Origin of the sequence: Subtercola sp. PAMC28395 (assembly GCF_018889995.1) — a bacterium.
Taxonomy (GTDB): domain Bacteria; phylum Actinomycetota; class Actinomycetes; order Actinomycetales; family Microbacteriaceae; genus Subtercola.
Genome location: NZ_CP076547.1, coordinates 59919 through 80644 on the forward strand (window position 1 = coordinate 59919; position 20726 = coordinate 80644).

Here is a 20726-nt window from a genome sequence, read left to right on the forward strand (position 1 = left end):
TTCACTGTCAATCTGTTTTGGCGAGGCGGGCCGAGGCGTGTGTGCGCAGATCCTGCCCGAGCGCCGCGATATCCCAGGCCCAGAGGAGATGCCCGGCTACCAGTCCATAAATACGTGTGGCGGCAGAATATTCCTTCGCCGAATGCGAGCGCATCACCGCGTCGGTGGCCAGATCGATGCGTGCCGCCTTCACCTGGCCGACGTAGAGCTCGTCGACACCTCCGGGGTGCAGCAACGACACCTCGATGTCGAAGCCGCCTTCGGAGTTCCGAAGTTCTTCTACTGCCTCGGTGGAGGCGTAGGGGCGGGGGTCGGCGCCCGGCAGCATTCCAGGCCCGGGGTCACCCTCGACCGAAGGCCGGCTGAGCCGCCAATAACCCATCTCGGTGACGAGAGGCGTCTGTTTCTCGTCGAGCAGCCACGAGTACGAGCTGTAGTTCAGATACGGCAGGCCGTCGTGGCTGAAGCTGATCCGTTGCCCGAATTCGTGGCTGACCTTCTGGTCGCCGACGGCGTAGTCGATGACTCCGGTGCCTTCCCATACCCCGAGCAGCCACGACAGTGGCACGATCTCGGGAGGGAGCCCGGAAGGCAGGTCGATCATCCGGTGACCGCTGTCAGCAGCGATCAGCGCTGCCCGCGGAACAGGCGCAGAAGAATCACGATGGAGGTGAAGGCGATGCCGACCCCGGCGAGACCGAGGAGCCCGAGGTAGAAGAGTTCAAGAGGCACATATGACATGCCTCAATCTTAGAGGTTGCGCCAGGACGTGTGCGTCTCTGGGAGGAGCGGGTTGCTGGGAGATGGGCTCGTCTGGCAGCAAACAGCGATCAGGAGACCAGCGCGAGAACCGCCGTGGCCAGTCCCAGGATGACGAACGAGCCAGCCACGCCCGCGGCGACCCTGTCGACGAACCCTTCGGGGTGGGTGAAAGCCAGCTGCACGATGAACGTCACGATCACGAGAGCACCGAGTACAGCGGGAAGGTAGACGTCGTACTGCGCCGGCGGCGAGAAGATGCCGACCAGCACGGCTCCCACGAAAGCGAGAATCCACACAGGTGCAACGCTCCTGGCCAGGAGTACGCCTTTTCGATCGATGACCACAGCACCATTCTGCCCGATGCGAATGGGATTCTGGCCGGCGCGCTAGTATTGCGACAGGCAATATCTGGAGGATCTCTGTGGCGCAGTTGTTGATCCTGACCTCTGCGGTCGACAAAGAGGTTCTCCCCGCGCTCTCATTGCTCAGTCACCGCACGAGGCAGATTCCCGCCGAGGCGGCTCAGTTGGTGAACACGCCCAACTGCGACCTGATCTTCATCGATGCCCGACGCGACCTCGCGAGCGCCAGGTCACTGTGCAAGATCCTGAAGACGACGGGCATCGGTGTGCCGATCGTGCTCATTCTCACTGAAGGCGGTCTGACCGCCGTCAGCGCCGAGTGGGGTGCGGCAGACGTGCTGCTCGAGTCGGCCGGCCCGGCAGAGGTCGACACGCGCATCCGGCTCGCCATCGGGCGGCAGGTGCAGGAGCAGTCCTCGTCGAAGATCCAGGCCTCCGGGGTCGTCATCGACGAAGCCAGCTACTCGGCACGGGTTCACGGCCGCCCCCTCGACCTGACATTCAAGGAGTTCGAACTCCTGCGCTTCTTCGCTCTGAACCCGTCACGCGTGTTCACCCGCGAGCAGCTGCTCAGTGAGGTCTGGGGTTACGACTACTTCGGTGGCACCCGCACGGTCGATGTGCACGTCAGGCGCCTGCGAGCGAAGCTCGGCGACCTCGAATCGCTCATCGGCACGGTGCGCAACGTCGGCTACCGCTTCAACTTCTTCGAAGACGAGAACGATCGCCTTGCTCAGGCTCGAAACTCCTGACCCGGCCGACTCTTTCGCATTCAGCGAAGCAGAGGCTCTGGCTGCCCGGGCAGCACGTTCCGACGGCCAGCCGCCCTTCAGCGACCAGACGATGTTGGATGCCCGCCCGGGTGCGATCCGTCTCCACACCGCCTTCGCTGGCGAGACCCTTGTCGCGGTCGCCGCCGTCAGTGATGACAGCCTCGAACTCGTCGTCGATCCTGACTCCCGGCGGCGCGGATACGGAACCGAGCTCCTCGAGCGCCTGCTCACCGAAGCCACTCCCCCCTACGCGTGGGCCCATGGCGATCACCCCGCGAGCCGGCGACTCGCCGCGACGCACGGTTTCACCGCGATTCGCAACCTGCTGCAGCTGCGGATGCCGCTCGATCACCACCGGTTGAGTAGCCACGCGGAGCGCGGCGCATCGAAACCATCAGGCGACATCGGTTTCGATATGCACGGCGAAGTCGCGCTCCTCAACCAGCGAGGCGGCGAAGTGATGCGAGCTGTGACGGCACATATCGACGCATTTCGACCCGGTGACGACGACGCCGACTGGGTCGCACTGAACGCGCGAGTGTTCGCCGGGCATCCGGAACAGGGTCGCCTGACCATCGACGATCTGCACGCGCGAATGGACGAACCCTGGTTCGAGGCAGATGACTTTCTCGTCGCCCGTTCTGCCGAGGCAGTGATGATCGGGTACAACTGGTTGAAGATCGACCCCGAAGACCCGACCGTCGGAGAGATCTACGTGATCGGCGTCGATTCCGCCGAAGCCGGCAGAGGGCTCGGCCGCGAGCTGATGAACGCCGGGCTCGAACGCCTGGGCAATCGAGGGTGCACTGTCGCCGCACTCTATGTCGACGAAGAGAATCCAGCGGCGGTCGCGCTGTACCGCAGTCTCGGGTTCACCGATTTCACGGTGGATGTGCAGTACCGTCGCACATCCTGACGACCGTGCAGGGTCACCATCGGGAGCCGTTCACGGGCCGTTTACTCTCACGGTTTGTCTGCGAGTGACATGATGATGGGATGGACGGCGACAACATCACCCTCGACGCAGGTGTGGGCAGCGATTACCTCGACGACGACTTCGAAATCATCGAAGACCCCGACGACCCGGCTTTGCCGGAGGGTCGGTACCTCGACCGCGAGCTGAGCTGGCTCGCGTTCAACCGACGCGTACTCGAACTCGCCGAAGACGAGTCGATCCCGGTGCTCGAACGCTCGAACTTTCTCGCGATCTTCGCCAGCAACCTCGACGAATTCTTCATGGTGCGGGTCGCCGGTCTCAAGCGCCGCATCGTCACTGGCCTCGCCGTGCCCACGAACATCGGCCGCACCCCGCAAGACGTGCTCGACGACATCTCCCTGGTCGTCCACGAGCTGCAGGAGCGCCACGCGAAGGCCTACCAGGCCCTCGTGAAGCCCGCGCTCGACGACGCCGGCGTGCACATCGTCACCTGGGACTCACTCGACCAGGCCGACAGAGACCGCCTGACCGAGGTCTTCAGCGACGAGATCTTCCCGGTGCTGATGCCGCTCGCCGTCGACCCTGCTCACCCCTTCCCCTACATCTCCGGGCTCTCGCTCAACCTCTCTGTGCGCGTTCGCAACCCGAAATCCGAGAGGCAGGAGTTCGCCCGCCTCAAGGTGCCGCAGGTCTTGCCGAGGTTCGTGCGTGTCGACCCCCGCGAGCGCACCAAGAACGTTCGGTTCATCAGCCTCGAAGACCTGATCGCCAATCACCTGAGCCATCTCTTCCCGGGCATGGAGGTGCTCGAGCACCACGTCTTCAGGGTCACCCGCAACGAAGACGTCGAAATCGAAGAAGACGACACAGAGAACCTCATCCAGGCTCTCGAGAAAGAGCTGCTGAAGCGACGCTTCGGCCCCCCCATTCGCCTCGAGATCACCGAAGACATGGATGATGTGACCCTCGGTCTGATCGTGCGTGAACTCGATGTCACCGAGCAGGAGGTGTACCGTCTGGCGGCCCCCCTCGACCTCGGCGGGCTCTTCGAACTGAGCAAGCTCGAACGCCCCGACCTGAAGTACCCGAAGCACGTGCCGACGACGAACGTGTTCCTGCTGCCGCCGGAGCCGAATGCCCGGCCCGACATCTTCAAAGCCATCGCACGCCAGGACATCCTGGTGCACCACCCGTACGAATCGTTCGCCACGAGCGTGCAGGCATTTCTGGAGCAGGCTGCGGCCGACCCCGATGTGCTCGCCATCAAGCAGACGCTGTATCGCACAAGCGGAGACAGCCCGATCGTCGAAGCCCTGATCGATGCCGCCGAATCGGGAAAGCAGGTGCTCGCCCTCGTCGAGATCAAGGCCCGCTTCGACGAGCAGGCGAACATCTCGTGGGCCCGCAAGCTCGAGAAGGCCGGGGTTCACGTGGTCTACGGACTCGTCGGCCTCAAGACGCACTGCAAGCTCGCGCTGGTTGTGCGCCGTGAGAAGGGAAAGCTCAAGCACTACAGTCACATCGGCACGGGCAACTACAACCCCAAGACCTCCCGCATCTACGAGGACTTCGGGCTATTCACGATGGACGACCAGGTGGGCAAAGACCTCACCCGCCTGTTCAACGAGCTCTCGGGCTACGCGATCGAGAAGAAGTTCAAACGACTTCTGGTCGCCCCCCTGCACCTGCGGAAAGGCCTCCTCAAGCGCATCGCGCAGGAGGCCACCAACGCGTCCCAGGGCCTGCCTTCGGGCATCCAGATCAAACTGAACTCCATCGTCGATGAGGCGATCATCGACGCCCTCTACCGGGCGAGCCAGGCCGGAGTGCCGATCGACATCTGGGTCCGGGGTATCTGCGGCATCAAACCCGGAGTGCCGGAGCTCAGCGAGAACATCAGGGTGCGGTCGATCCTGGGGCGGTATCTCGAACACTCCCGCATCTTCTCGTTCGCGAACAACGGCGACCCGCAGGTCTTCATCGGCAGTTCAGACATGATGCACCGCAACCTCGACCGGAGAATCGAAGCTCTTGTCCGATTGGTTGCACCCGATCACCTCAAGGAGATCCACTCGCTCTTCGAACTGGCGATGTCAGACACGGTCACCTCGTGGTGGCTCGACAGCGAGGGTGAATGGACGAGGCACACCACGAGTGAATCGGGAGAACCCCTCATCGACCTGCAGGACCGCCTGATGTATCTGACGTCGCGCCGCAAGCGGCCGGGAATTCTTCGTTGACCCGGATCGTGCGGGAAGGTGTCACGCGATGACCATCTATGCAGCAGGAGCCGTCTGCTGGCGGTTCGACGGCGGCAAGATCCGGATCCTGGTGATCCATCGCGGCCAGCGCAATGACGTGTCCCTGCCCAAGGGCAAGGTCGAGGCCGGCGAAACCCTGCCTGAAACGGCGGTTCGCGAGGTTCTCGAAGAGACCGGCCTTGCCGTCGACCTCGGCGTACCTCTCGGTGTCACCAGCTACACCATGCCCAACAACCGCGACAAAGTCGTCTATTACTGGGCAGCAGAGGTCAGCCCTGAGGCGCACGCGTCTTCGACGTTCACGCCAGGCGTCGAGGTCGCAGGCTGCGAGTGGATGTCGTTGCGCAAGGCGAAGAAGGCCCTGACCTACGAGCGTGACGTCGAAGTGCTGGAACGATTCCAGCTGCTCATCGACCAGGGAGTCTCCCGCACCTTCGCGATCATTGCGCTGAGGCACGCCAAGACCATTCCCGGCTCAGAGTTCGACGGCCCGGATTCCCTCCGACCACTCACCCACCGGGGGCGAACTGAGGCGAACGTGATCGTTCCGGCCCTTCGGGCATTCGGCCCTGGCGTGGTCGTCAGCAGCACAGCCAGGCGTTGTATCGAAACGGTCACGCCGTTCTCGGAGTCGACAGAGATCCGCGTACGGAAGACGAACCTCATCAGCCAGGACGCTTTCGAAGAAGGCACCAGCGACGTACGCCACATCGTTGCCAAGCGCGTTCGAAAGCTCACCAGCGCGATCGTGTGCGCACACGGTCCCGTACTTCCGGAGATCGTTCGCGAAGTCGGCCTCGCGGCAGGCGGCACACGCCAGGCCTCGCTCACCAGGGCGGGCGATCTGCCCGTGGCCGGGTTCAGCGTTCTGCACCTGTCGGTCGACAAACCGGGCTCAGGCATCATCGCGATAGAGACCCACGTGCCACAACTGGCGTGACGATGGATGCCCGATCCACGCCTGCCTCCGACCATTTCGTCGCCCGCCGTTAACCTTCCGTTCACCTCCCGGGAGGAACGTGGTCACGCCTTCGGCGTACTTTCGCAAAGGGCCTGCACCGGCCCCGCCGGCATCCGCTCCCGATCACTTGCGGGAGCCGGTGGACTACCCCAATTGAAGGGAACACAGTGAAGTTCAAGAATGTGGCCGCGACAGGAGCTGTCTTCATGGCGGCCGCCCTCGCGCTCTCCGCGTGCTCATCGTCTGGCACCAGCGGATCGAGCACCACCTCCCCCAGCAGCTCCGCATCAGCAGGCGTTGCCGGCCCCACACTCGACACCACGCTCAAGGGCACCGTCACCGCCGGCGGCTCGAGCGCTCAGGCCAACGCCGAGAACGCCTGGGTCACCGCCTACAACGCACAGGTCACTGGCGTCACGGTCAACTACGACAAGTCACAGGGCTCGGGCGGTGGCGTCACCAACTTCCTCGCCGGAAGCTACGACTTCGCCGGTTCCGACTCGCCCCTCAAGGCTGACCAGCAGACCAGCTCGCAGACCATCTGTGGCCCCGGCGGTGCCGTGAACCTCCCCGTCTACCTCGACGGCGTCGCGATCATCTACAACCTCCCGGGCGTCACGAACCTGAACCTGTCGACGGAGACGCTCGCCAAGATCTTCTCGCTCGCGATCACGACCTGGAACGACCCAGCGATCGTCGCCGACAACCCCGGCGCGACACTGCCCGCAACGGCCATCACAACGGTCGCCCGTTCAGACGGTTCCGGAACGACGCAGACCTTCAGCAACTTCTTGAGCACGACGGCCAAGTCCGTCTGGACCTTCCCGGCGAGCAACGCGTGGCCTGTCACGGGCAACGTCTCCTCGCAGAAGGGCGGATCGGGCGTCGTCCAGGCCGTCGGTGCAGGATCTGGAACAATCGGTTACGCCGACCACAGCGCAATCGGCAAGGCCACCGCTGCAACGATCAACAAGATCGCCTTCAGCCAGGAAGCCGCCACCGCTGCGTTCGCCGCTGCCGCGACGACCGTTCCGACCACCACGGGCGACCTGTCACAGAAGATCGACTACACGAAGCTCACCACCGTGACCGACGCGTACCCGATTCCGCTGGTCTCGTACCAGATCCTCTGCACGGTCTTCAAGGACCCGGCCCAGGCCACCCTGACGAAGTCGTTCATCGGGTTCGTCGCGTCGACCGTCGGCCAGAACGTCGCTGCCAAGAACGCAGGTTCTGCGCCGATCCCCGACTCAATGCTGACGCAGATCCAGACCACGCTGGCCACCGTCAAGTAGTTGGCAAGCGGGAGAGGCGCCCTGAGCGGGCGCTTCTCCCCAGCGCGTCGCGCGGCTAGCATCTCTGTACCGGCCAATTCCCCGACACGAACTCTCAAGAAAGAACGCTGTGAGCAACAGAACCTCAGTGCACTCTGCTTCTGAAAGCGCGTCCGGCGGCCCGGCACAGACCACCAGCTCCACCTCGCCTGATGGCGGTAGCGATCGCAACGACGCTGCCGCCATCGGGCGCTCCACCCGCATTCGGCCGGGAGACTTCATCTTCCGGTTCATGAGCACCGGCTCCGCCGTGCTCATCATGATCATCCTCGCCGGCGTGGCCCTGTTCCTCATCATCTCGGCCATTCCTGCGATCGTCGCCAACTGGCAGACCGATCCGCAGCTCAACACCGGGCCCACCGCCGGGTTCCCCAACTTCTGGTCGTATGTCGGCCCACTCATCTGGGGCACGCTCTGGTCGGCCGCCATCGCCCTGCTGTTCGGCGCACCCGTCGGCATCGGCATCGCGTTGTTCATCTCGCACTATGCGCCGAGGCGGCTGGCGAGCATCCTCGGCTACCTGGTCGACCTGCTCGCCGCAGTGCCTTCGATCGTCTTCGGCCTCTGGGGCATCATCGTGATCCGCCCCTTCCTGCTGCCGCTGTCTGACTGGCTGAGCGCGAATCTCGGATGGATCCCCCTCTTCGGCGGCCCGGTCACCACGACAGGGTCGACTATTCTTGCGGGCGCGCTGGTGCTGGCCGTGATGATCCTGCCGATCATCACCTCGATCTCTCGCGAGATCTTCCTGCAGACCCCGCGCCTGCACGAAGAGGCCGCGCTGGCCCTGGGTGCCACGCGCTGGGAGATGATCCGCCTGTCGGTCTTCCCCTACGCCAAATCAGGCATCGTGAGTGCCACCCTGCTGGGCCTTGGCCGGGCCCTGGGTGAAACCATGGCGATTGCCCTCATCATCTCGCCAGCAATTCTCGTTTCGGTTCGCCTCATCACCGAAGGTCAGAACTCCCAGACCATTGCAGCCAACATCGCGCTGAACTTCCCGATCGCCACCACCCTGCAGCGAGACGCTCTCATCGGCACCGGCCTCATGCTGTTCGTCATCTCGCTGGCGGTGAACTCGATCGCCCGCGTGATCGTCAGTGGCAAGCGGGGCAAGCGGAAGAAGGGCAAGACCGCCCCTCTCACGCCGGGCCCGCTCAGTCGCGTTCCGGCCGGTGATTTCGCTTCAGCCACCGCAATCGACGTGGTATCCGGGCCAGGGCGCGTCGGAATCATCGACGACGAGGGGCCAACGCCCGAAGAAGACATCGAAGGAGCGAGATATTGACCGCCCTCAGCCCGCGCGTGAAGCCTTCGGGGCCCGTCGGCAACTCGCTGACCACAGGCCAACTGCCGCGCTTCGTCGAACTCTACGTACTCGGTGCTGCCGCACTTGTCAGCGCCCTGTTGTTGCTGCTCATCGGCTTCACCGTCGTCGGCTGGCTCGTACTCACGGCATTCGTCTACCTCATCGCTCTCGGCATCCTCTCGGTTGTCGTGGAGAACAGGCGGAAAGCCACTGACCGGCTGGTCCGTGGCTTGGTCACCGTCGCGTTCCTGCTTGCACTGATCCCCCTGGTCTCCACTCTTGCCACGGTCGTCGCCCAGGGGATCGGTGAGCTCAGCTGGTCGTTCATCACGCAGACCGGCGCCTCAAGCTTCAACCCCGACACCCTTGAGGTGACCCAGACTCCGGGCGCGCTGCAAGCCATCGTAGGAACCTTGATCATCACCGGAATCGCCGCACTGATCTCCATTCCAATCGGCCTGTTCACCTCCATCTACCTTGTGGAATACGCCCTGCCCAAGCAGTGGCTCGCCCGCACAGTGACATTTCTCGTCGATGTGATGACGGGCATCCCCTCGATCGTCGCCGGCCTGTTCGCCTTCTCTCTGTTCTCGATCATCGTGGGGCCGAAGGCCTTCAGCGGCTTCTCTGCCTCCGTCGCCCTGTCTGTACTGATGATTCCCACGGTGGTACGTGCGTGCGAAGAGATGCTGCGACTCGTTCCCGGAGACTTGCGTGAAGCCTCGTACGCTCTCGGGGTGTCGAAGTTCTCGACCATTGTGAAGATCGTGCTGCCGACTGCCATCGCCGGCCTGATCACCGGAATCATGCTCGCGGTCGCGCGGGTCATCGGCGAAACCGCACCGATCTTTCTCGCGGCGAGCTTCACCGACAACTTCAACGCGAACCCCTTCGACGGCCCGATGCAGACCCTGCCGGTGCTTGCCTATACGGGCTATGCGTTCCCCGGTAAGGACATTGCCGCATCCAACGCCACTGCCTGGGGTGCCGCTCTGCTGCTCGTCATACTGGTCGTCATTCTGAACCTCATCGCCCGCGTGGTCGCGAAGATCTTCGCACCCAAGGGTTCGCGGTGACCCGCAGGCCCGAACCCGGCCTCCCCTCTCCCTCACTCCTCCCCGCACTCTCGTAAAAGGATCACTGTGTCGAAGCGAATCGAAGTCAACGACCTCAACGTCTACTACAGCGACTTTCTCGCTGTCGAAGGGGTCACGATCACGATCGAGCCCCGCACCGTCACGGCCTTCATCGGCCCCTCCGGCTGCGGAAAATCGACGTTCCTCCGCACGCTCAACCGCATGCACGAAGTGATTCCCGGCGCCTACGTCAAGGGTGAAGTGCTGATCGACGGCAACAACCTCTATGACCCCGGAGTCGACCCGGTGATGGTTCGCCGGCAGGTCGGAATGGTGTTCCAGCGCGCAAACCCGTTCCCCACGATGTCCATTCGCGACAATGTTCTCGCCGGGCTGAAATTGAACAACAAGCGCCTCACCAAGGCAGACGGCGACGACCTCGTCGAGAAGGGGCTGCGCGGTGCGAACCTCTGGAACGAGGTGAAGGATCGCCTGAGCCTGCCCGGCGGCGGCCTCTCCGGCGGCCAGCAGCAGCGCCTCTGCATCGCCCGCGCGATCACGGTCTCGCCCGACGTACTGCTGATGGATGAGCCCTGCTCGGCACTCGACCCGATCTCCACACTGGCGATCGAAGACCTCATCACCGAGCTCAAAGAGGACTACACGATCGTCATCGTGACCCACAACATGCAGCAGGCCAGCCGCGTCTCCGACCGCACAGCGTTCTTCAACATCGCCGGCACCGGCAAGCCCGGCAAGCTGATCGAGTACAACGACACGACCACCATCTTCGGCAGCCCGTCGGTCAAGGAGACCGAAGACTACGTCAGCGGTCGATTCGGCTAAACCCGATCATCCGCTCGGGCCGCCGGCCCTCGGCCCACTTGGCCGCCGGGTCAGAAGTTTCGGGCCAGAGCCTTCGGGTCAGAGCCTTCGGGTCAGAGGCTTCGAGTCAGACGCGCAGGCCCGAACTCCAGGGCAACGGGTTCAGCTGCTGGTGACGGCGATGATCGGAGTCGTGGTGGGTGCCTGGGAGCCGCCAGCCGGCTCCACGGTGACGCCCACGGTGTCGCCGGGAGCCATCTTGCCGCTGAGCACATGCCACGTGGTGTTGTCACCGCCGGGCGTGAAGGTACCTGCCGGGGTGACCGTCGAGCCGTTGATGTACCACGCCTCATACGTCTTTGATGACGGAAGCGAAGCGAGCCCCTGCGCGATGACGGCGGACTTCGCCAGCCTGCTCGACCACATCACGGTGGCTTCTCCCCCGCCCTCGATCGTGCTGTGAGCGCTCTGAACGTCAGACGCCGCGTAGAGTTCGGCCAGAGCGCTGGCAGACGCATCCTGCGAGCTGTTGGTGCCGCTCTGGGTGAGTGCGGTGCCGACGAAGCCACCGCCGACGAAGAGTGCTACTGCTGCGGCGGCGGCGACGAGGATTCCGGCAGGCCGGGTGAACCAGCGTGAGCGGGCCTTGAGTTCGGCGCGTGACCCGCTGTTCGACGAATCGGTCTCCGGATGCTCGGAAGCGGTCGGAACCGCGCCGAAGACAGCCTCGGGCGTGACGCCGTGCCGTGTCGACGAATCCTGGGGCGTGGTGGCCAGCTGAGCCATCAGTGTCGCCTTCAGTGACGAAGAGGGCTGCACGGGCACGGCCGAAAGGGCAAGCAATGTCGCAGTCGCCGCGAGCTCATCGGCTTCACGTGCAAGTTCGGGAGATTCGGCCAGAGCGGCCTCGAACGCTGCCTTCTCCTCTGGACTCAGGGCGTCGAGGGCATATGCACCCGACAGGAGGTAGAACTCGTCGTGGGTCATTTCGCCACGCCCATCTCATCGCGCAGACGGATCATTCCGTCGCGCAGTCGCGTCTTCACAGTGCCAACCGGCACGTGAAGCAATTCGGCGACCTCACTGTGGCTGTAGCCGCCGTAATAGGCAAGGGAAATGGCCTGTCGCTGCAGTTCTGTCAACTGGCTCATGGCCTTCTTCACCCTTTCATGTTCGATTCGGATCTCGACGGTTTCGGCAACCTGGTCGTATTCCCGTTCAATGTCCCTGATGCCGATCTTCAGGTCGCGGTCGTGCCCCGACTGCGAAGCACGAACCCTGTCTACGGCACGGCGGTGGGTCATCGTGAGGATCCACGACATTGCCGCGCCACGATCGGTGTCGAATCTGTTCGCAGTCTTCCAGATCTCCAGGAAGATCTCCTGGGTCACCTCTTCGGACTGCGCCGGATTCACCAGCAATCGCCTGACCAATCCCATCACCCGGGGGGAGACCCGGTCGTACAGCTCAGAGAACGCTCGCTGGTCTGCGGTTGCAATCCTCTCCAGCAGAGTGTCGAGACTGGTCTCCTGGACGGGATCGTCTTCTTCGCTCTGGTGGGTCACAAGCTTAAGCATGTCAGGTTTGCGCCTCACGAGATGTTTGATGGGTGTTGCTCTTGACAATCATCATTCGGAGCCGCAGCGCAGGCGGATTGGTCTTCCACCGTTCGCACTACGTGCGGGGGCGACCCGTCACCGCGATGATCGTGCCGCTGAAGAGCACCAGGAACTGGGCTGCTGCCGAGACCGCCTTCTCTGTCGTCCACGAACTCATGGGCACCATCGGCAGCCCGAATGGCAGGTGCACGGGCATCCATACCGAGGCGACGAGCATCGCGAGGCCCGCCAGGGCAACCAGGATCGCGAAGACGGCGGTCCAGAGCCGCGGCCTGATGACGAGGAGGATCGCGGCGAGCGTATTGACGGCCGCTTCGATCAGATAGAGCGTGCCGAGGTTCATCAGCGAGCCCTCGACGGTCGATACTTCGGGCGCGAGGGTGAAATGGATGTAGGCGTTCAGTGCGAGTGCCAGAACGGCCCAGAAGGTGGCGGCAAAACGAAACACGTTCACCGGGCACTGCCTGCAGGAGATACCGGGCCGCAGAAACGCCTCTCGGCGCGAGGCCGCTCTGAGCGGCTAAATTTGGAGCCCGGGGTTACTGCGGCCCGGCTGTAACAGTTTATCAAGTGATCAGCCACAGGCGATCACAGTGCGCGGTGAGCGAACATCAGTCGAGGCTCCCGCTCCGCCAGAGTCTGGCACAGGCCGTGAGGTCGGCCGCAATCGAATGAAAACGCAGCGCTCTCGTCGTCAAAGCCGTAGCCCGCTCTGCCGACGTGGTCTCGGCGTCGTCGGCGAGACTCGCACAGCCGCTCGACATCAGCCGGCAGAATGCGGCGGCACGGTCGAGCGCTACAGCGAAGTCCCCCTCGAAGAGTCCACGCAGAATCTGGTCGGCAAGCGCGGTGATCTCTTCTGGGCCGGTCGGGTTCGGGGCGCCGGCAACCACGGGGTCAATGGTGAGCGAGAGATCGGCCCCGCGTTGGTAGATGAAACTCGACTGCTCTGGGTCTTGCCGCGTGAGGGCCCTCAGCAGGTAGATGCGCCACAGCGCACCGGGCAGACTGCGCGCAGATGATCGGGACCACAGCTCGGCGATCGCATCGATGCCGTTCACATCGGTGTAGGCGATCAGCCTGTCGATGACCCCTGCGTCAGGATCTGCTCTCACCCGGCTGAGCAAAGCCGCAGCGGTGTCGTGAGCGAGCCGGCTGATGTGGGCGGGGTCATCGCCGCCCTGGAACGCCTCGAAGGTCGATCCGGCGAACAACGTCGGCTTGTGAAAGTCTTCTGCCAACCTGGTGCCCCTTTCCTGGTGGTGCATTTCGTGCCCTCCAACGGTACTTCAGATTGAATCGAGCGACCTGTACTGGTCGGCAACAGTCGGCAAACGTGCAGCCATCGACGTTCGTCAGGGCTCAATTTAGAACTCGGGCATGAACCCGGTAGATTGGTCGTCAAGGGCCTCTAGCTCAGTTGGTAGAGCATCGGACTTTTAATCCGTGGGTCGTCGGTTCGAGCCCGACGGGGCCCACCCAGACTGGCCGCTTGAGCACTGTTCCGCTGATACAGACCCAGGCTCTCGAGTGCGAACCGTTACGCGAGATAGCTTCGAAGGTACGGCGCCGTGCGGCTCGCAGAATCCTGGGCCACGGCATCCGGCGTGCCCGAGGCGACGATCCGTCCGCCATCCGCACCACCGGAGGGGCCCATGTCGATGACGTGGTCTGCGGCAGCGACGACGGCCATCGAGTGCTCGACGACAACGACCGTATTCCCGGTGTCGACCAGACGGCCGAGCTGAGCGATGAGCAGTTCGACGTCGGCCGGATGCAAACCGGTGGTCGGTTCATCCAATAGATAGAGGGTGTGACCGGATCTCGAGCGCTGAAGCTCGGTGGCGAGCTTGATGCGCTGTGCCTCACCTCCCGACAGCTGGGTGGCGGGCTGACCGAGCCTCAGGTAGCCGAGCCCGACCTGGCGCAGGGTCTCGAGGGCTTTGGAGGCAGCTGGCACGTCCGCGAGAAACGGCGCCGCGGCCTCGACCGTCATCGAGAGCACATCGGCGATGGATGCTCCCCGCCACAGCACCTCGAGCGTCTGGGCGTTGTACCGGCTGCCGTGGCACTCCGGGCACGGCCCCCAGCTGCCCGGAAGAAACAGCAACTCGACCGAAACATATCCTTCACCCTGGCAGACCTCGCATCTGCCGCCGACGACGTTGAACGAGAACCGCCCCGCCGACCATCCCCTGGCCCGCGCTTCGTCGGTCGCCGCAAAGGTGGCTCGGACCGCATCGAACAGCCCGGTATACGTCGCGAGGTTCGACCGCGGGGTTCTGCCGATGGCCTTCTGATCGACCTGCACGACCCGGTCGATGAGTGGATGCTGCGTGGCGCGCTCGGCGAGGACCCTCCCCACCAGTGTGGACTTTCCCGACCCCGACACCCCGGTCACGGCAGTGAGCACGCCCAGCGGCACATCGGCGTCGAGGTGTTGCAGGTTGTGGAGCGTGACATCGCGCAGCTGGAGCCACGCCTCCGGGGCTCGCCGTGCATCCTGCGTCGTGTCTTTCGGCTTCGGCTGCAGAAAACGGCGGGTCACGGATGCGTCGACCGCAGCCAGGCCGGCAACCGGCCCACTGTAGAGGACCTCTCCCCCGCCCGAGCCGGCACCTGGGCCCACGTCGACGATCCAGTCCGCCCGGCGCACGATATCCATGTCGTGCTCGACGACGAAAACGCTGTTACCACTTGCCCGCAGGCTCTCGAGAACATCGATGAGCGGTTCAGCATCGGCCGGGTGCAGCCCCGCGCTCGGTTCGTCGAGAACGTAGACGACGCCGAACAAACCTGACCGCAGCTGGGTGGCGATGCGCAGGCGTTGCATCTCGCCCGGCGACAGCGTGGGCGTTGCCCGGTCGAGGCTCAGGTAGCCGAGGCCCAGGCTCGTGAGCACCTCGACCCTGCCCACGAGGTCGCGCGAGATCGTCACGGCGACCTCGGTGTGCTCACCGGATGATGCCCGCGACGTGGCTGGCAGGGCATCCTTCTGCGAGGCTATCGGCCTCAGCGTCTCGGTGAGTTCGCCGAGAGTGAGCGCGTTGAGCTCCGCGATCGTCAGGCCACCGACCGTCACCGACAGGGCCGCCCGGGTGAGCCCGCTGCCACCGCACAGTGAGCACCGGCCGGACTCGACGAACTGCAACACCTTGGTGCGTTGCGATTCGCTCTTCGAATCGGCGAGGGTGTGCATGACGAACTGGCGGGCACTCCAGAACCGCCCCCTGTACGGTTTGGCGACTCGATCACGCTGCGGATGCACCTCGACCACCGGCTGTTCTTCAGTGAACAGCAGCCACTCGCGTTCTTCTCGGGGCAGCTCACGCCAGGGCCGGTCGATGTCGTAACCCAGCCCCGCCGTCACATCGCGCAGGTTCTTGCCCTGCCACGCCCCCGGCCACGCGGTGATCGCGCCCTCGCGAATGCTGAGCCCGTCATCACGGACGGCCGACGCCTCGGTCACTTCATGGGCGATACCGAGACCGTGACACCGCGGGCACGCCCCAGCCACCGTGTTGGGTGAGAACGAATCCGACTCGAGGCGCGTCGCACCCTCAGGGTACGTGCCGGCCCGGGAGTACAGCATCCGAACGGAGTTCGACAGGGTCGTCACGGTTCCGACGCTCGACCGAGAGCTGGGCGCACCTCTCCGCTGCTGGAGCGCGACGGCCGGCGGTAACCCGGTGATCGAATCGACGTGCGGGGTCGACCCCTGGGCGATCAGTCGCCTGGCGTACGGCGCCACCGACTCGAGAAACCGGCGTTGCGCCTCGGCGAAGATCGTGCCGAACGCCAGAGACGACTTACCCGATCCCGAGACGCCCGTGAACGCGACGATGCTGTCTCGCGGCACATCGACGTCGACGCTTCGCAGATTGTTCTCGCGCGCACCCCGTACACGAATGAAGCCGTTCGCCGGCGTCGATCGCTTTGGGGATGCGTCGTCGCTCGGGCTCTCTTCCGAATCCCTCGGACTGGCAGGAGCATGGCGGGTGCGAGTGGCAGACATTCACCCAATTTTATCGTCGGGCCGTGAAATCGATGAGGGCTTGCAACCCCGCGGGCGTTATGCCGTTTGGGCGTCAGGCCGTTTGGGCGGAATCTGGGAGGCGCGCAGGCGCGCCACCTGCTCGGCCCGATTCGGTGACCAGACCATTTGGATCGGGGGTGGGTGTTCGCTCAGGGAGCGGTTCGATTCGCTCGCTGACCCACTTCCAGCTCACATCGGCGCTCGCCGCCGGGGGCATGGATGCGCGGTCGACCTCGACGATCATCCAACCCGCCCACTCGTCGGGCAGGGCATCGATGACGCCATCGAGGTCGAGGTCTCCCAGGCCGGGCTCGAGAAAGATACCCTCGTCGGTGGCATCGTTGTACGAGGTCGGTGTGATCAGCGTCTTTCTGGCGATGGTCAGATCGAGGTCCTTCAGGTGCAGGTCGACCAGGCGGTCCTGGTGCCTGCTGATCATGGCCACCGGGTCGATTCCCGCCCAGGCCAGGTGACCGATGTCGAAGGATGCTCCCAACAGGCTCGCCGGAATGTCACTGAGGGCTTGTTCGATTTCGGCTTCGGTCTCGATCCAGGTGCCGACATGATTGTGCAACCCGGCTCGAATTCCCTCTTCGATGAGCACCTCGGCGGCCGTGCCGAGCAGGTCGATGACGCGATTCAGTCGCCCCTGGTCGAACCCTGCACCGACGGCGACCTGCCGCTGTGTGCGCACTACGTGCTCGCCCCACCAGACTTCGGGCGCGAGAAAGACCGTGTCGAGTGAGAAGAAGTTCGACTCTTCGGCGATCCGGCGTATGCCGTCGAACCACCGCACACCCTCCGCACTGCCAGGTCTGAGCACAACGCCGTGATCGTCGGGCAGCGCCACACTCGCGTAACCGGGTGCGAGAGTGAGACCGGCGTCTTCGACCATTCGGCGGTAGTTCTGCAGGGTCTGCGTGTCGAGCACCTGCATCATCACAGCCTCGAACCCGGATGCGCGCACAGCCTTGAGCACATCGGGGTAGTCGGCGCGGAACGACGGCTCGGCGAAGAGCCACAGGGATTCGCTGGCGGGGTCTGAGGGGTCGGCTTTGAGATTGATCCACTGGATCGGGTTGAGCGCGACACGGTCGCCAGCGAGCTTCTTCATAGTGTCCTTTCGGGTGATTCGGTGGTCCTGTCAGCGAGCTGCGGGGCGAGCTGGCGGATGATCGATCGTGCAGCGCGCACAGCAGTGACGGTTCCGGTGAGCGTCGAATTCGCGACGATCGCGGTGGGGATGACGCCGTTGCCGGCGACGTAGAGGTTGTCGTACCCCCACACACGCCCGCTCGGGTCGCAGACGCAGGTTCCGTCGTCTGCCGTGCCCGAGCGCACGGTGCCGGTCAGGTGAAGCGATGACCCGGGTGGTAAGAGCATCCGCTCGCTCGCCGGGTCGAACGAACCGAAAGCTTCAGCGATTGTCTCGACCTCATCGAGTGCCCGGTCGATCAGGGCGCGGTCGCGTTCGGAGTAGGCGAACTCGAAGGTGACCTTCGGCATGCCCACGAGGTCGGTTTCGGTGTCAGAGAACACGAGCCTGTTCTCGGGCCGTGACTCGACCGGCGTGTAGAGCGAGAGCCCGACCGAGTAGGCGATCGGCGTGCCCTCCTCGTCGACGTAGGTGCTGTTCATGATCTGCCCGTGAAACGGCTGAACGCTGCCGTTCTGCGGTATCCAGAGCGAGTCGGTGCAGAATTCCCCCTCGCGCGGAAGGGGCAGCTCCTCAGTGGTGACACCGAAGCGTTCGAGATCCATCAGCACCCGGCCGGTGATGAATGCGTGCTCGTTCAGATAGCGGCCAAGGGCGGGAGACCGGATGCCCGAGGCGAACAACAGTTGCGGAGTGCGCACCGTATCGGCGCACACCAACACGATGTCGGCGTGCAGATCGGTAACGGCGCCGTCTGCGATGCGGCGCACGCGTGCCCCGAGTACTCGCGTGCCGTCGGTGTCGATGAGGATGCCCGTTGCCATCGTTCCCAGCAGCAGAGTGAAGGCGGGGTCGAGTTGCGCTGCATCACCCGCGCCCGGCTCGCCACCGGCCAGCTCGAACCCGGCGGCCATGGCGGGGAAGATCGTCGATGGGGACGTGCGCGGCCGCAGACCCGACGCGGTGGGGACGACCGCCATCGGCATGGGCTGCGGGCCGCGATCGGCGCTCACCCTTCCCGCGAAGAGACCGCACAGGGTGTCGAGCACAATCTCGCCGGCGCGGGTCGGGCCGATCGGTGACGGTGACACGTTCAACAGGCGCCTGGCGGTCTCGAGATCGGCCTGCCACGCCTCGGGGTCGCCGTAGTCGAAGGTCTCGTCTGCACCCGGCCATGGAGTTGCGGCCGTCCAGTGCACGCCCATTCCTCCCGCGTTCCACGCGATTGCGCTTGCCGGCATCGCCGCAGCATCTTCTCCGAAGGCCGAACTGTGCACCATACCCGGCTCGAGTTGCCTGGCGTCCCGCGCCACATCGGCGATCACCTCTGCCCCGGTGTAGAGGCCCTGAATTCCGGATGCAACGCGCTGGTTGTACTTCGACCAGAGCTCGGGATCCGCGACATCGTGCAGGTGCACACCAGGAGCTCTCCCGATCGCAACGCCACCGTCGACCATGACGATTCGGGTGCGCGGGTCGGACTCACGCAGCAGGGCTGTCGCTGCCGCACCCATGATGCCACTGCCGACGATGAGCACATCAGCACGAGTGGTTTCTGTCATGACGTTCTCCTGTTTGCTCCAGTATCACCCCTGCGAGTTCGAGAGCGGGGCCCACCCACACTGGCTGCACGCGTCGATAGCGACGGGTCGAGACACGGTGAGGCAGACTCCCGTCAACGGTCGAGGCCGCGGTTCGCGAGACTGCGTGGCTGAACCTGATTGCAGCCCGAGTCAGTAGGTGTAGAACCCCTCACCCGTCGAGACGCCGAGCTTTCCCTTGTCGATGTACTTCTCTTTGAGCAGCGCCGCAAACTTCTGCGACCGTGGATCTGGGCTGGTAGACGCAATGTTGTAGGCGGTCGTCAGGCCGACCGTGTCGTAGATCTGGAACGGGCCGACCGGCGCACCAGTGGCGATGCGCCAGGTCTTGTCGATCGTTTCGACGTCTGCGATGTCATCGACCAGCAGGCCGGCGGCAGCGTTCAGCAGCGGTACGAGGAGCGAGTTCAGCACGTACCCGGCCTTCTCCTTCTTCAGCTCGATCGGCACCAACCCACTGGCCTTCGCGAATTCCACGACCGACCGGTAGACCTCGGGATCCGTGTCGGTGGTGCCCATGATCTCGGCCGTGTTGAAGCGCCAGACGTTGTTGGCATAGTGCAGGGCGAGAAAGCGATCGGGGCGGCCGGTGAACTGCTTCAGATCGCTGGGAAGCAGGGTCGACGAGTTGGTCGCGAAGATCGTTTTGGCCGGGGCCAGCGCCGCCAGTCTGGTGTACGTCTCACGCTTCAGCGCCAGCAGTTCGGGAACCGCCTCGATCACCAGGTCGGCATCGGCGACCGCCTCACCGAGGTCGGACGAAAGGAGCAGCCTGGCCAACGCCGCCTCGGCCTGCTCTCTCGTGGCGGCGACGACTGAGTCGGCCTGGTAGATCTCAGAGAGTTGGGCGAAACGGGCTTTCGCCTTCTCCAGGATCTCCTCGCTGATGTCGTACGCAGTGACATCGAACCCGTGAAACGCCGCCTGAAAGGCGATCTGCGAGCCGAGCACTCCGGTGCCGAGAACGGTGACTTTCTTGATGGCCGACATGTGGTCTCCTCTTTCTATTGGTTGTGCGGAATCTCGTGTGGAAGATCGTGCGAAAGATCGTGCGCATAGATGCTACGAACCCAGATGCCCGAGAGAACATCGAGCACATCGCTGTGGTCAACAGCAGGCGTTTCTCCGCTGAAGGCGGCGGCGAGCACGCGCTCGTTCATCAGATTCAGGGCCGCGGCGAGCTCGCGAGCATCGATGCCCTCTGGCGCAGCGCCCCGAGCCCGCTCGGCCAGAATGACCTCGGTGGAATATCCGACCCACGTCTGCATTGATTTCGACCAGAGCTCGTGCACCTCTGTGTTGCGCAGGCGCGCGGTGATCGCGGCGGCAGCCACCGCGCGATGCTGGGTGAAGACCTCGACGAAGACGCCGATCGAGCGCCGCCACGCAGCTGCGGGGTCGATGTCGAAGTCCCGGGGCAGAGTGGCGACCCGATGCTGCACCTGACCGATCACCTGATCGAGCAGAGCCAGCAGAACATCGTCTTTGGACGAGAAGTAGAAATAGAAGCTCGGCCGGGAGATGCCGGCCCCGGCCGCGAGATCTTCGATCGAGATGTCGTCGAGAGACCGCTCACCCAGGAGTTGCTCGGCGGTACTGAGAATCGCCGCCTGCCGATCGTCGCCCGAGGGGCGGGATGATCTGCGTCCACGTTCAGCCATGGCCCCATGGTAGCGAGTAAGGCCAACAGTGTGTTGGATTAATCAACATGGTG

At 64.1% G+C, this 20726-nt stretch carries 19 protein-coding genes and 1 tRNA gene; 9 read left to right on the plus strand and 11 right to left on the minus strand.

Annotated features, from left to right (window positions below):
• Positions 1 to 7: 7 nt before the first annotated feature.
• Together KPL76_RS00330 and KPL76_RS00335 are read right to left on the minus strand one after the other, a co-directional pair.
• Positions 8 to 604, minus strand: coding sequence for an FABP family protein (locus KPL76_RS00330; protein WP_216334406.1), 597 nt, complete (start codon positions 602 to 604; stop codon positions 8 to 10).
• A gap of 226 nt (positions 605 to 830) precedes the next feature.
• Positions 831 to 1106 carry a hypothetical protein gene (locus KPL76_RS00335; protein WP_216334407.1) on the minus strand — a complete coding sequence of 92 codons (276 nt, stop codon included), beginning with the start codon at positions 1104 to 1106 and terminating at the stop codon, positions 831 to 833.
• A 77-nt stretch (positions 1107 to 1183) separates the two neighbouring features.
• On the opposite strand from KPL76_RS00335, the gene KPL76_RS00340 reads away from it, so the two are divergent.
• The 8 genes from KPL76_RS00340 (at position 1184) to pstB (ending at position 10621) form a co-directional block, all read left to right on the plus strand.
• A complete protein-coding gene (locus tag KPL76_RS00340; protein ID WP_216334408.1) occupies positions 1184 to 1876 on the plus strand; it encodes a response regulator transcription factor in 693 nt (230 codons plus the stop codon).
• Positions 1854 to 2813: a GNAT family N-acetyltransferase gene (locus KPL76_RS00345; RefSeq protein ID WP_216334409.1), complete on the plus strand. Its 960-nt coding sequence runs from the start codon at positions 1854 to 1856 to the stop codon at positions 2811 to 2813. The genes KPL76_RS00340 and KPL76_RS00345 overlap by 23 nt, the downstream gene beginning before the upstream one ends.
• Before the next feature lie 80 nt (positions 2814 to 2893).
• Positions 2894 to 5074 (plus strand): RNA degradosome polyphosphate kinase, encoded by a 2181-nt coding sequence (locus KPL76_RS00350; protein WP_216334410.1) that lies wholly within the window; start codon positions 2894 to 2896, stop codon positions 5072 to 5074.
• Positions 5075 to 5102: 28 nt separating this feature from the next.
• On the plus strand, positions 5103 to 6035 hold the full coding sequence (locus KPL76_RS00355; protein ID WP_216334411.1) for an NUDIX domain-containing protein: 933 nt from the start codon (positions 5103 to 5105) through the stop codon (positions 6033 to 6035).
• A 188-nt stretch (positions 6036 to 6223) separates the two neighbouring features.
• Positions 6224 to 7351: a phosphate ABC transporter substrate-binding protein PstS gene (locus KPL76_RS00360; RefSeq protein ID WP_216334412.1), complete on the plus strand. Its 1128-nt coding sequence runs from the start codon at positions 6224 to 6226 to the stop codon at positions 7349 to 7351.
• Between the two features lie 223 nt (positions 7352 to 7574).
• Complete coding sequence (gene pstC, locus KPL76_RS00365) at positions 7575 to 8678, plus strand: phosphate ABC transporter permease subunit PstC (protein WP_371733968.1); 1104 nt, start codon at positions 7575 to 7577, stop codon at positions 8676 to 8678.
• Positions 8675 to 9775, plus strand: coding sequence for a phosphate ABC transporter permease PstA (gene pstA, locus KPL76_RS00370; RefSeq protein ID WP_216334413.1), 1101 nt, complete (start codon positions 8675 to 8677; stop codon positions 9773 to 9775). The genes pstC and pstA overlap by 4 nt, the downstream gene beginning before the upstream one ends.
• Before the next feature lie 66 nt (positions 9776 to 9841).
• Entirely contained in the window at positions 9842 to 10621 is a 780-nt protein-coding gene (gene pstB / locus KPL76_RS00375) for a phosphate ABC transporter ATP-binding protein PstB (RefSeq protein WP_216334414.1), read from the plus strand.
• Positions 10622 to 10762: 141 nt separating this feature from the next.
• On the opposite strand, the gene KPL76_RS00380 is transcribed toward pstB, so the two are convergent.
• From KPL76_RS00380 to KPL76_RS00395, 4 genes are all read right to left on the minus strand, one after another.
• Positions 10763 to 11587, minus strand: a complete 825-nt coding sequence (locus tag KPL76_RS00380) for an anti-sigma factor domain-containing protein (RefSeq protein WP_216334415.1) — start codon at positions 11585 to 11587, stop codon at positions 10763 to 10765.
• Positions 11584 to 12177, minus strand: a complete 594-nt coding sequence (locus KPL76_RS00385) for a sigma-70 family RNA polymerase sigma factor (protein WP_216334416.1) — start codon at positions 12175 to 12177, stop codon at positions 11584 to 11586. The genes KPL76_RS00380 and KPL76_RS00385 overlap by 4 nt, the downstream gene beginning before the upstream one ends.
• 97 nt (positions 12178 to 12274) lie before the next feature.
• Positions 12275 to 12673, minus strand: coding sequence for a hypothetical protein (locus tag KPL76_RS00390; RefSeq protein ID WP_216334417.1), 399 nt, complete (start codon positions 12671 to 12673; stop codon positions 12275 to 12277).
• 157 nt (positions 12674 to 12830) lie between these two features.
• Positions 12831 to 13460 carry a DNA-directed RNA polymerase subunit beta gene (locus KPL76_RS00395; protein ID WP_216334418.1) on the minus strand — a complete coding sequence of 210 codons (630 nt, stop codon included), beginning with the start codon at positions 13458 to 13460 and terminating at the stop codon, positions 12831 to 12833.
• Positions 13461 to 13624: 164 nt separating this feature from the next.
• Here KPL76_RS00395 and KPL76_RS00400 point away from each other — a divergent pair.
• Positions 13625 to 13697: transfer RNA gene (locus KPL76_RS00400), tRNA-Lys, on the plus strand.
• Between the two features lie 62 nt (positions 13698 to 13759).
• Here KPL76_RS00400 and KPL76_RS00405 read toward each other — a convergent pair.
• The 5 genes from KPL76_RS00405 to KPL76_RS00425 form a co-directional block, all read right to left on the minus strand.
• Complete coding sequence (locus KPL76_RS00405) at positions 13760 to 16234, minus strand: excinuclease ABC subunit UvrA (protein ID WP_216334419.1); 2475 nt, start codon at positions 16232 to 16234, stop codon at positions 13760 to 13762.
• Between the two features lie 73 nt (positions 16235 to 16307).
• Positions 16308 to 17369 (minus strand): sugar phosphate isomerase/epimerase, encoded by a 1062-nt coding sequence (locus KPL76_RS00410; RefSeq protein WP_216334420.1) that lies wholly within the window; start codon positions 17367 to 17369, stop codon positions 16308 to 16310.
• Positions 17366 to 18973 (minus strand): GMC oxidoreductase, encoded by a 1608-nt coding sequence (locus KPL76_RS00415; RefSeq protein WP_216334421.1) that lies wholly within the window; start codon positions 18971 to 18973, stop codon positions 17366 to 17368. Before KPL76_RS00415 ends, KPL76_RS00410 begins: the two co-directional genes overlap by 4 nt.
• A 171-nt stretch (positions 18974 to 19144) precedes the next feature.
• Complete coding sequence (locus KPL76_RS00420) at positions 19145 to 20002, minus strand: 3-hydroxyacyl-CoA dehydrogenase (RefSeq protein ID WP_216334422.1); 858 nt, start codon at positions 20000 to 20002, stop codon at positions 19145 to 19147.
• Between the two features lie 14 nt (positions 20003 to 20016).
• Positions 20017 to 20673 carry a TetR/AcrR family transcriptional regulator gene (locus KPL76_RS00425; protein WP_216334423.1) on the minus strand — a complete coding sequence of 219 codons (657 nt, stop codon included), beginning with the start codon at positions 20671 to 20673 and terminating at the stop codon, positions 20017 to 20019.
• Positions 20674 to 20726: the final 53 nt, after the last annotated feature.

Bases quoted from the DNA above. Each gene is read 5' to 3' on its own strand.
- KPL76_RS00425 (WP_216334423.1), bottom strand. From the start codon at position 20,673: ATGGCTGAACGTGGACGCAGATCATCCCGCCCCTCGGGCGACGATCGG.
- KPL76_RS00355 (WP_216334411.1), top strand. From the start codon at position 5,103: ATGACCATCTATGCAGCAGGAGCCGTCTGCTGGCGGTTCGACGGCGGC.
- KPL76_RS00420 (WP_216334422.1), bottom strand. From the start codon at position 20,002: ATGTCGGCCATCAAGAAAGTCACCGTTCTCGGCACCGGAGTGCTCGGC.
- KPL76_RS00350 (WP_216334410.1), top strand. From the start codon at position 2,894: ATGGACGGCGACAACATCACCCTCGACGCAGGTGTGGGCAGCGATTAC.
- KPL76_RS00415 (WP_216334421.1), bottom strand. From the start codon at position 18,973: ATGACAGAAACCACTCGTGCTGATGTGCTCATCGTCGGCAGTGGCATC.
- KPL76_RS00410 (WP_216334420.1), bottom strand. From the start codon at position 17,369: ATGAAGAAGCTCGCTGGCGACCGTGTCGCGCTCAACCCGATCCAGTGG.
- KPL76_RS00405 (WP_216334419.1), bottom strand. From the start codon at position 16,234: ATGTCTGCCACTCGCACCCGCCATGCTCCTGCCAGTCCGAGGGATTCG.
- KPL76_RS00385 (WP_216334416.1), bottom strand. From the start codon at position 12,177: ATGCTTAAGCTTGTGACCCACCAGAGCGAAGAAGACGATCCCGTCCAG.
- KPL76_RS00330 (WP_216334406.1), bottom strand. From the start codon at position 604: ATGATCGACCTGCCTTCCGGGCTCCCTCCCGAGATCGTGCCACTGTCG.
- KPL76_RS00380 (WP_216334415.1), bottom strand. From the start codon at position 11,587: ATGACCCACGACGAGTTCTACCTCCTGTCGGGTGCATATGCCCTCGAC.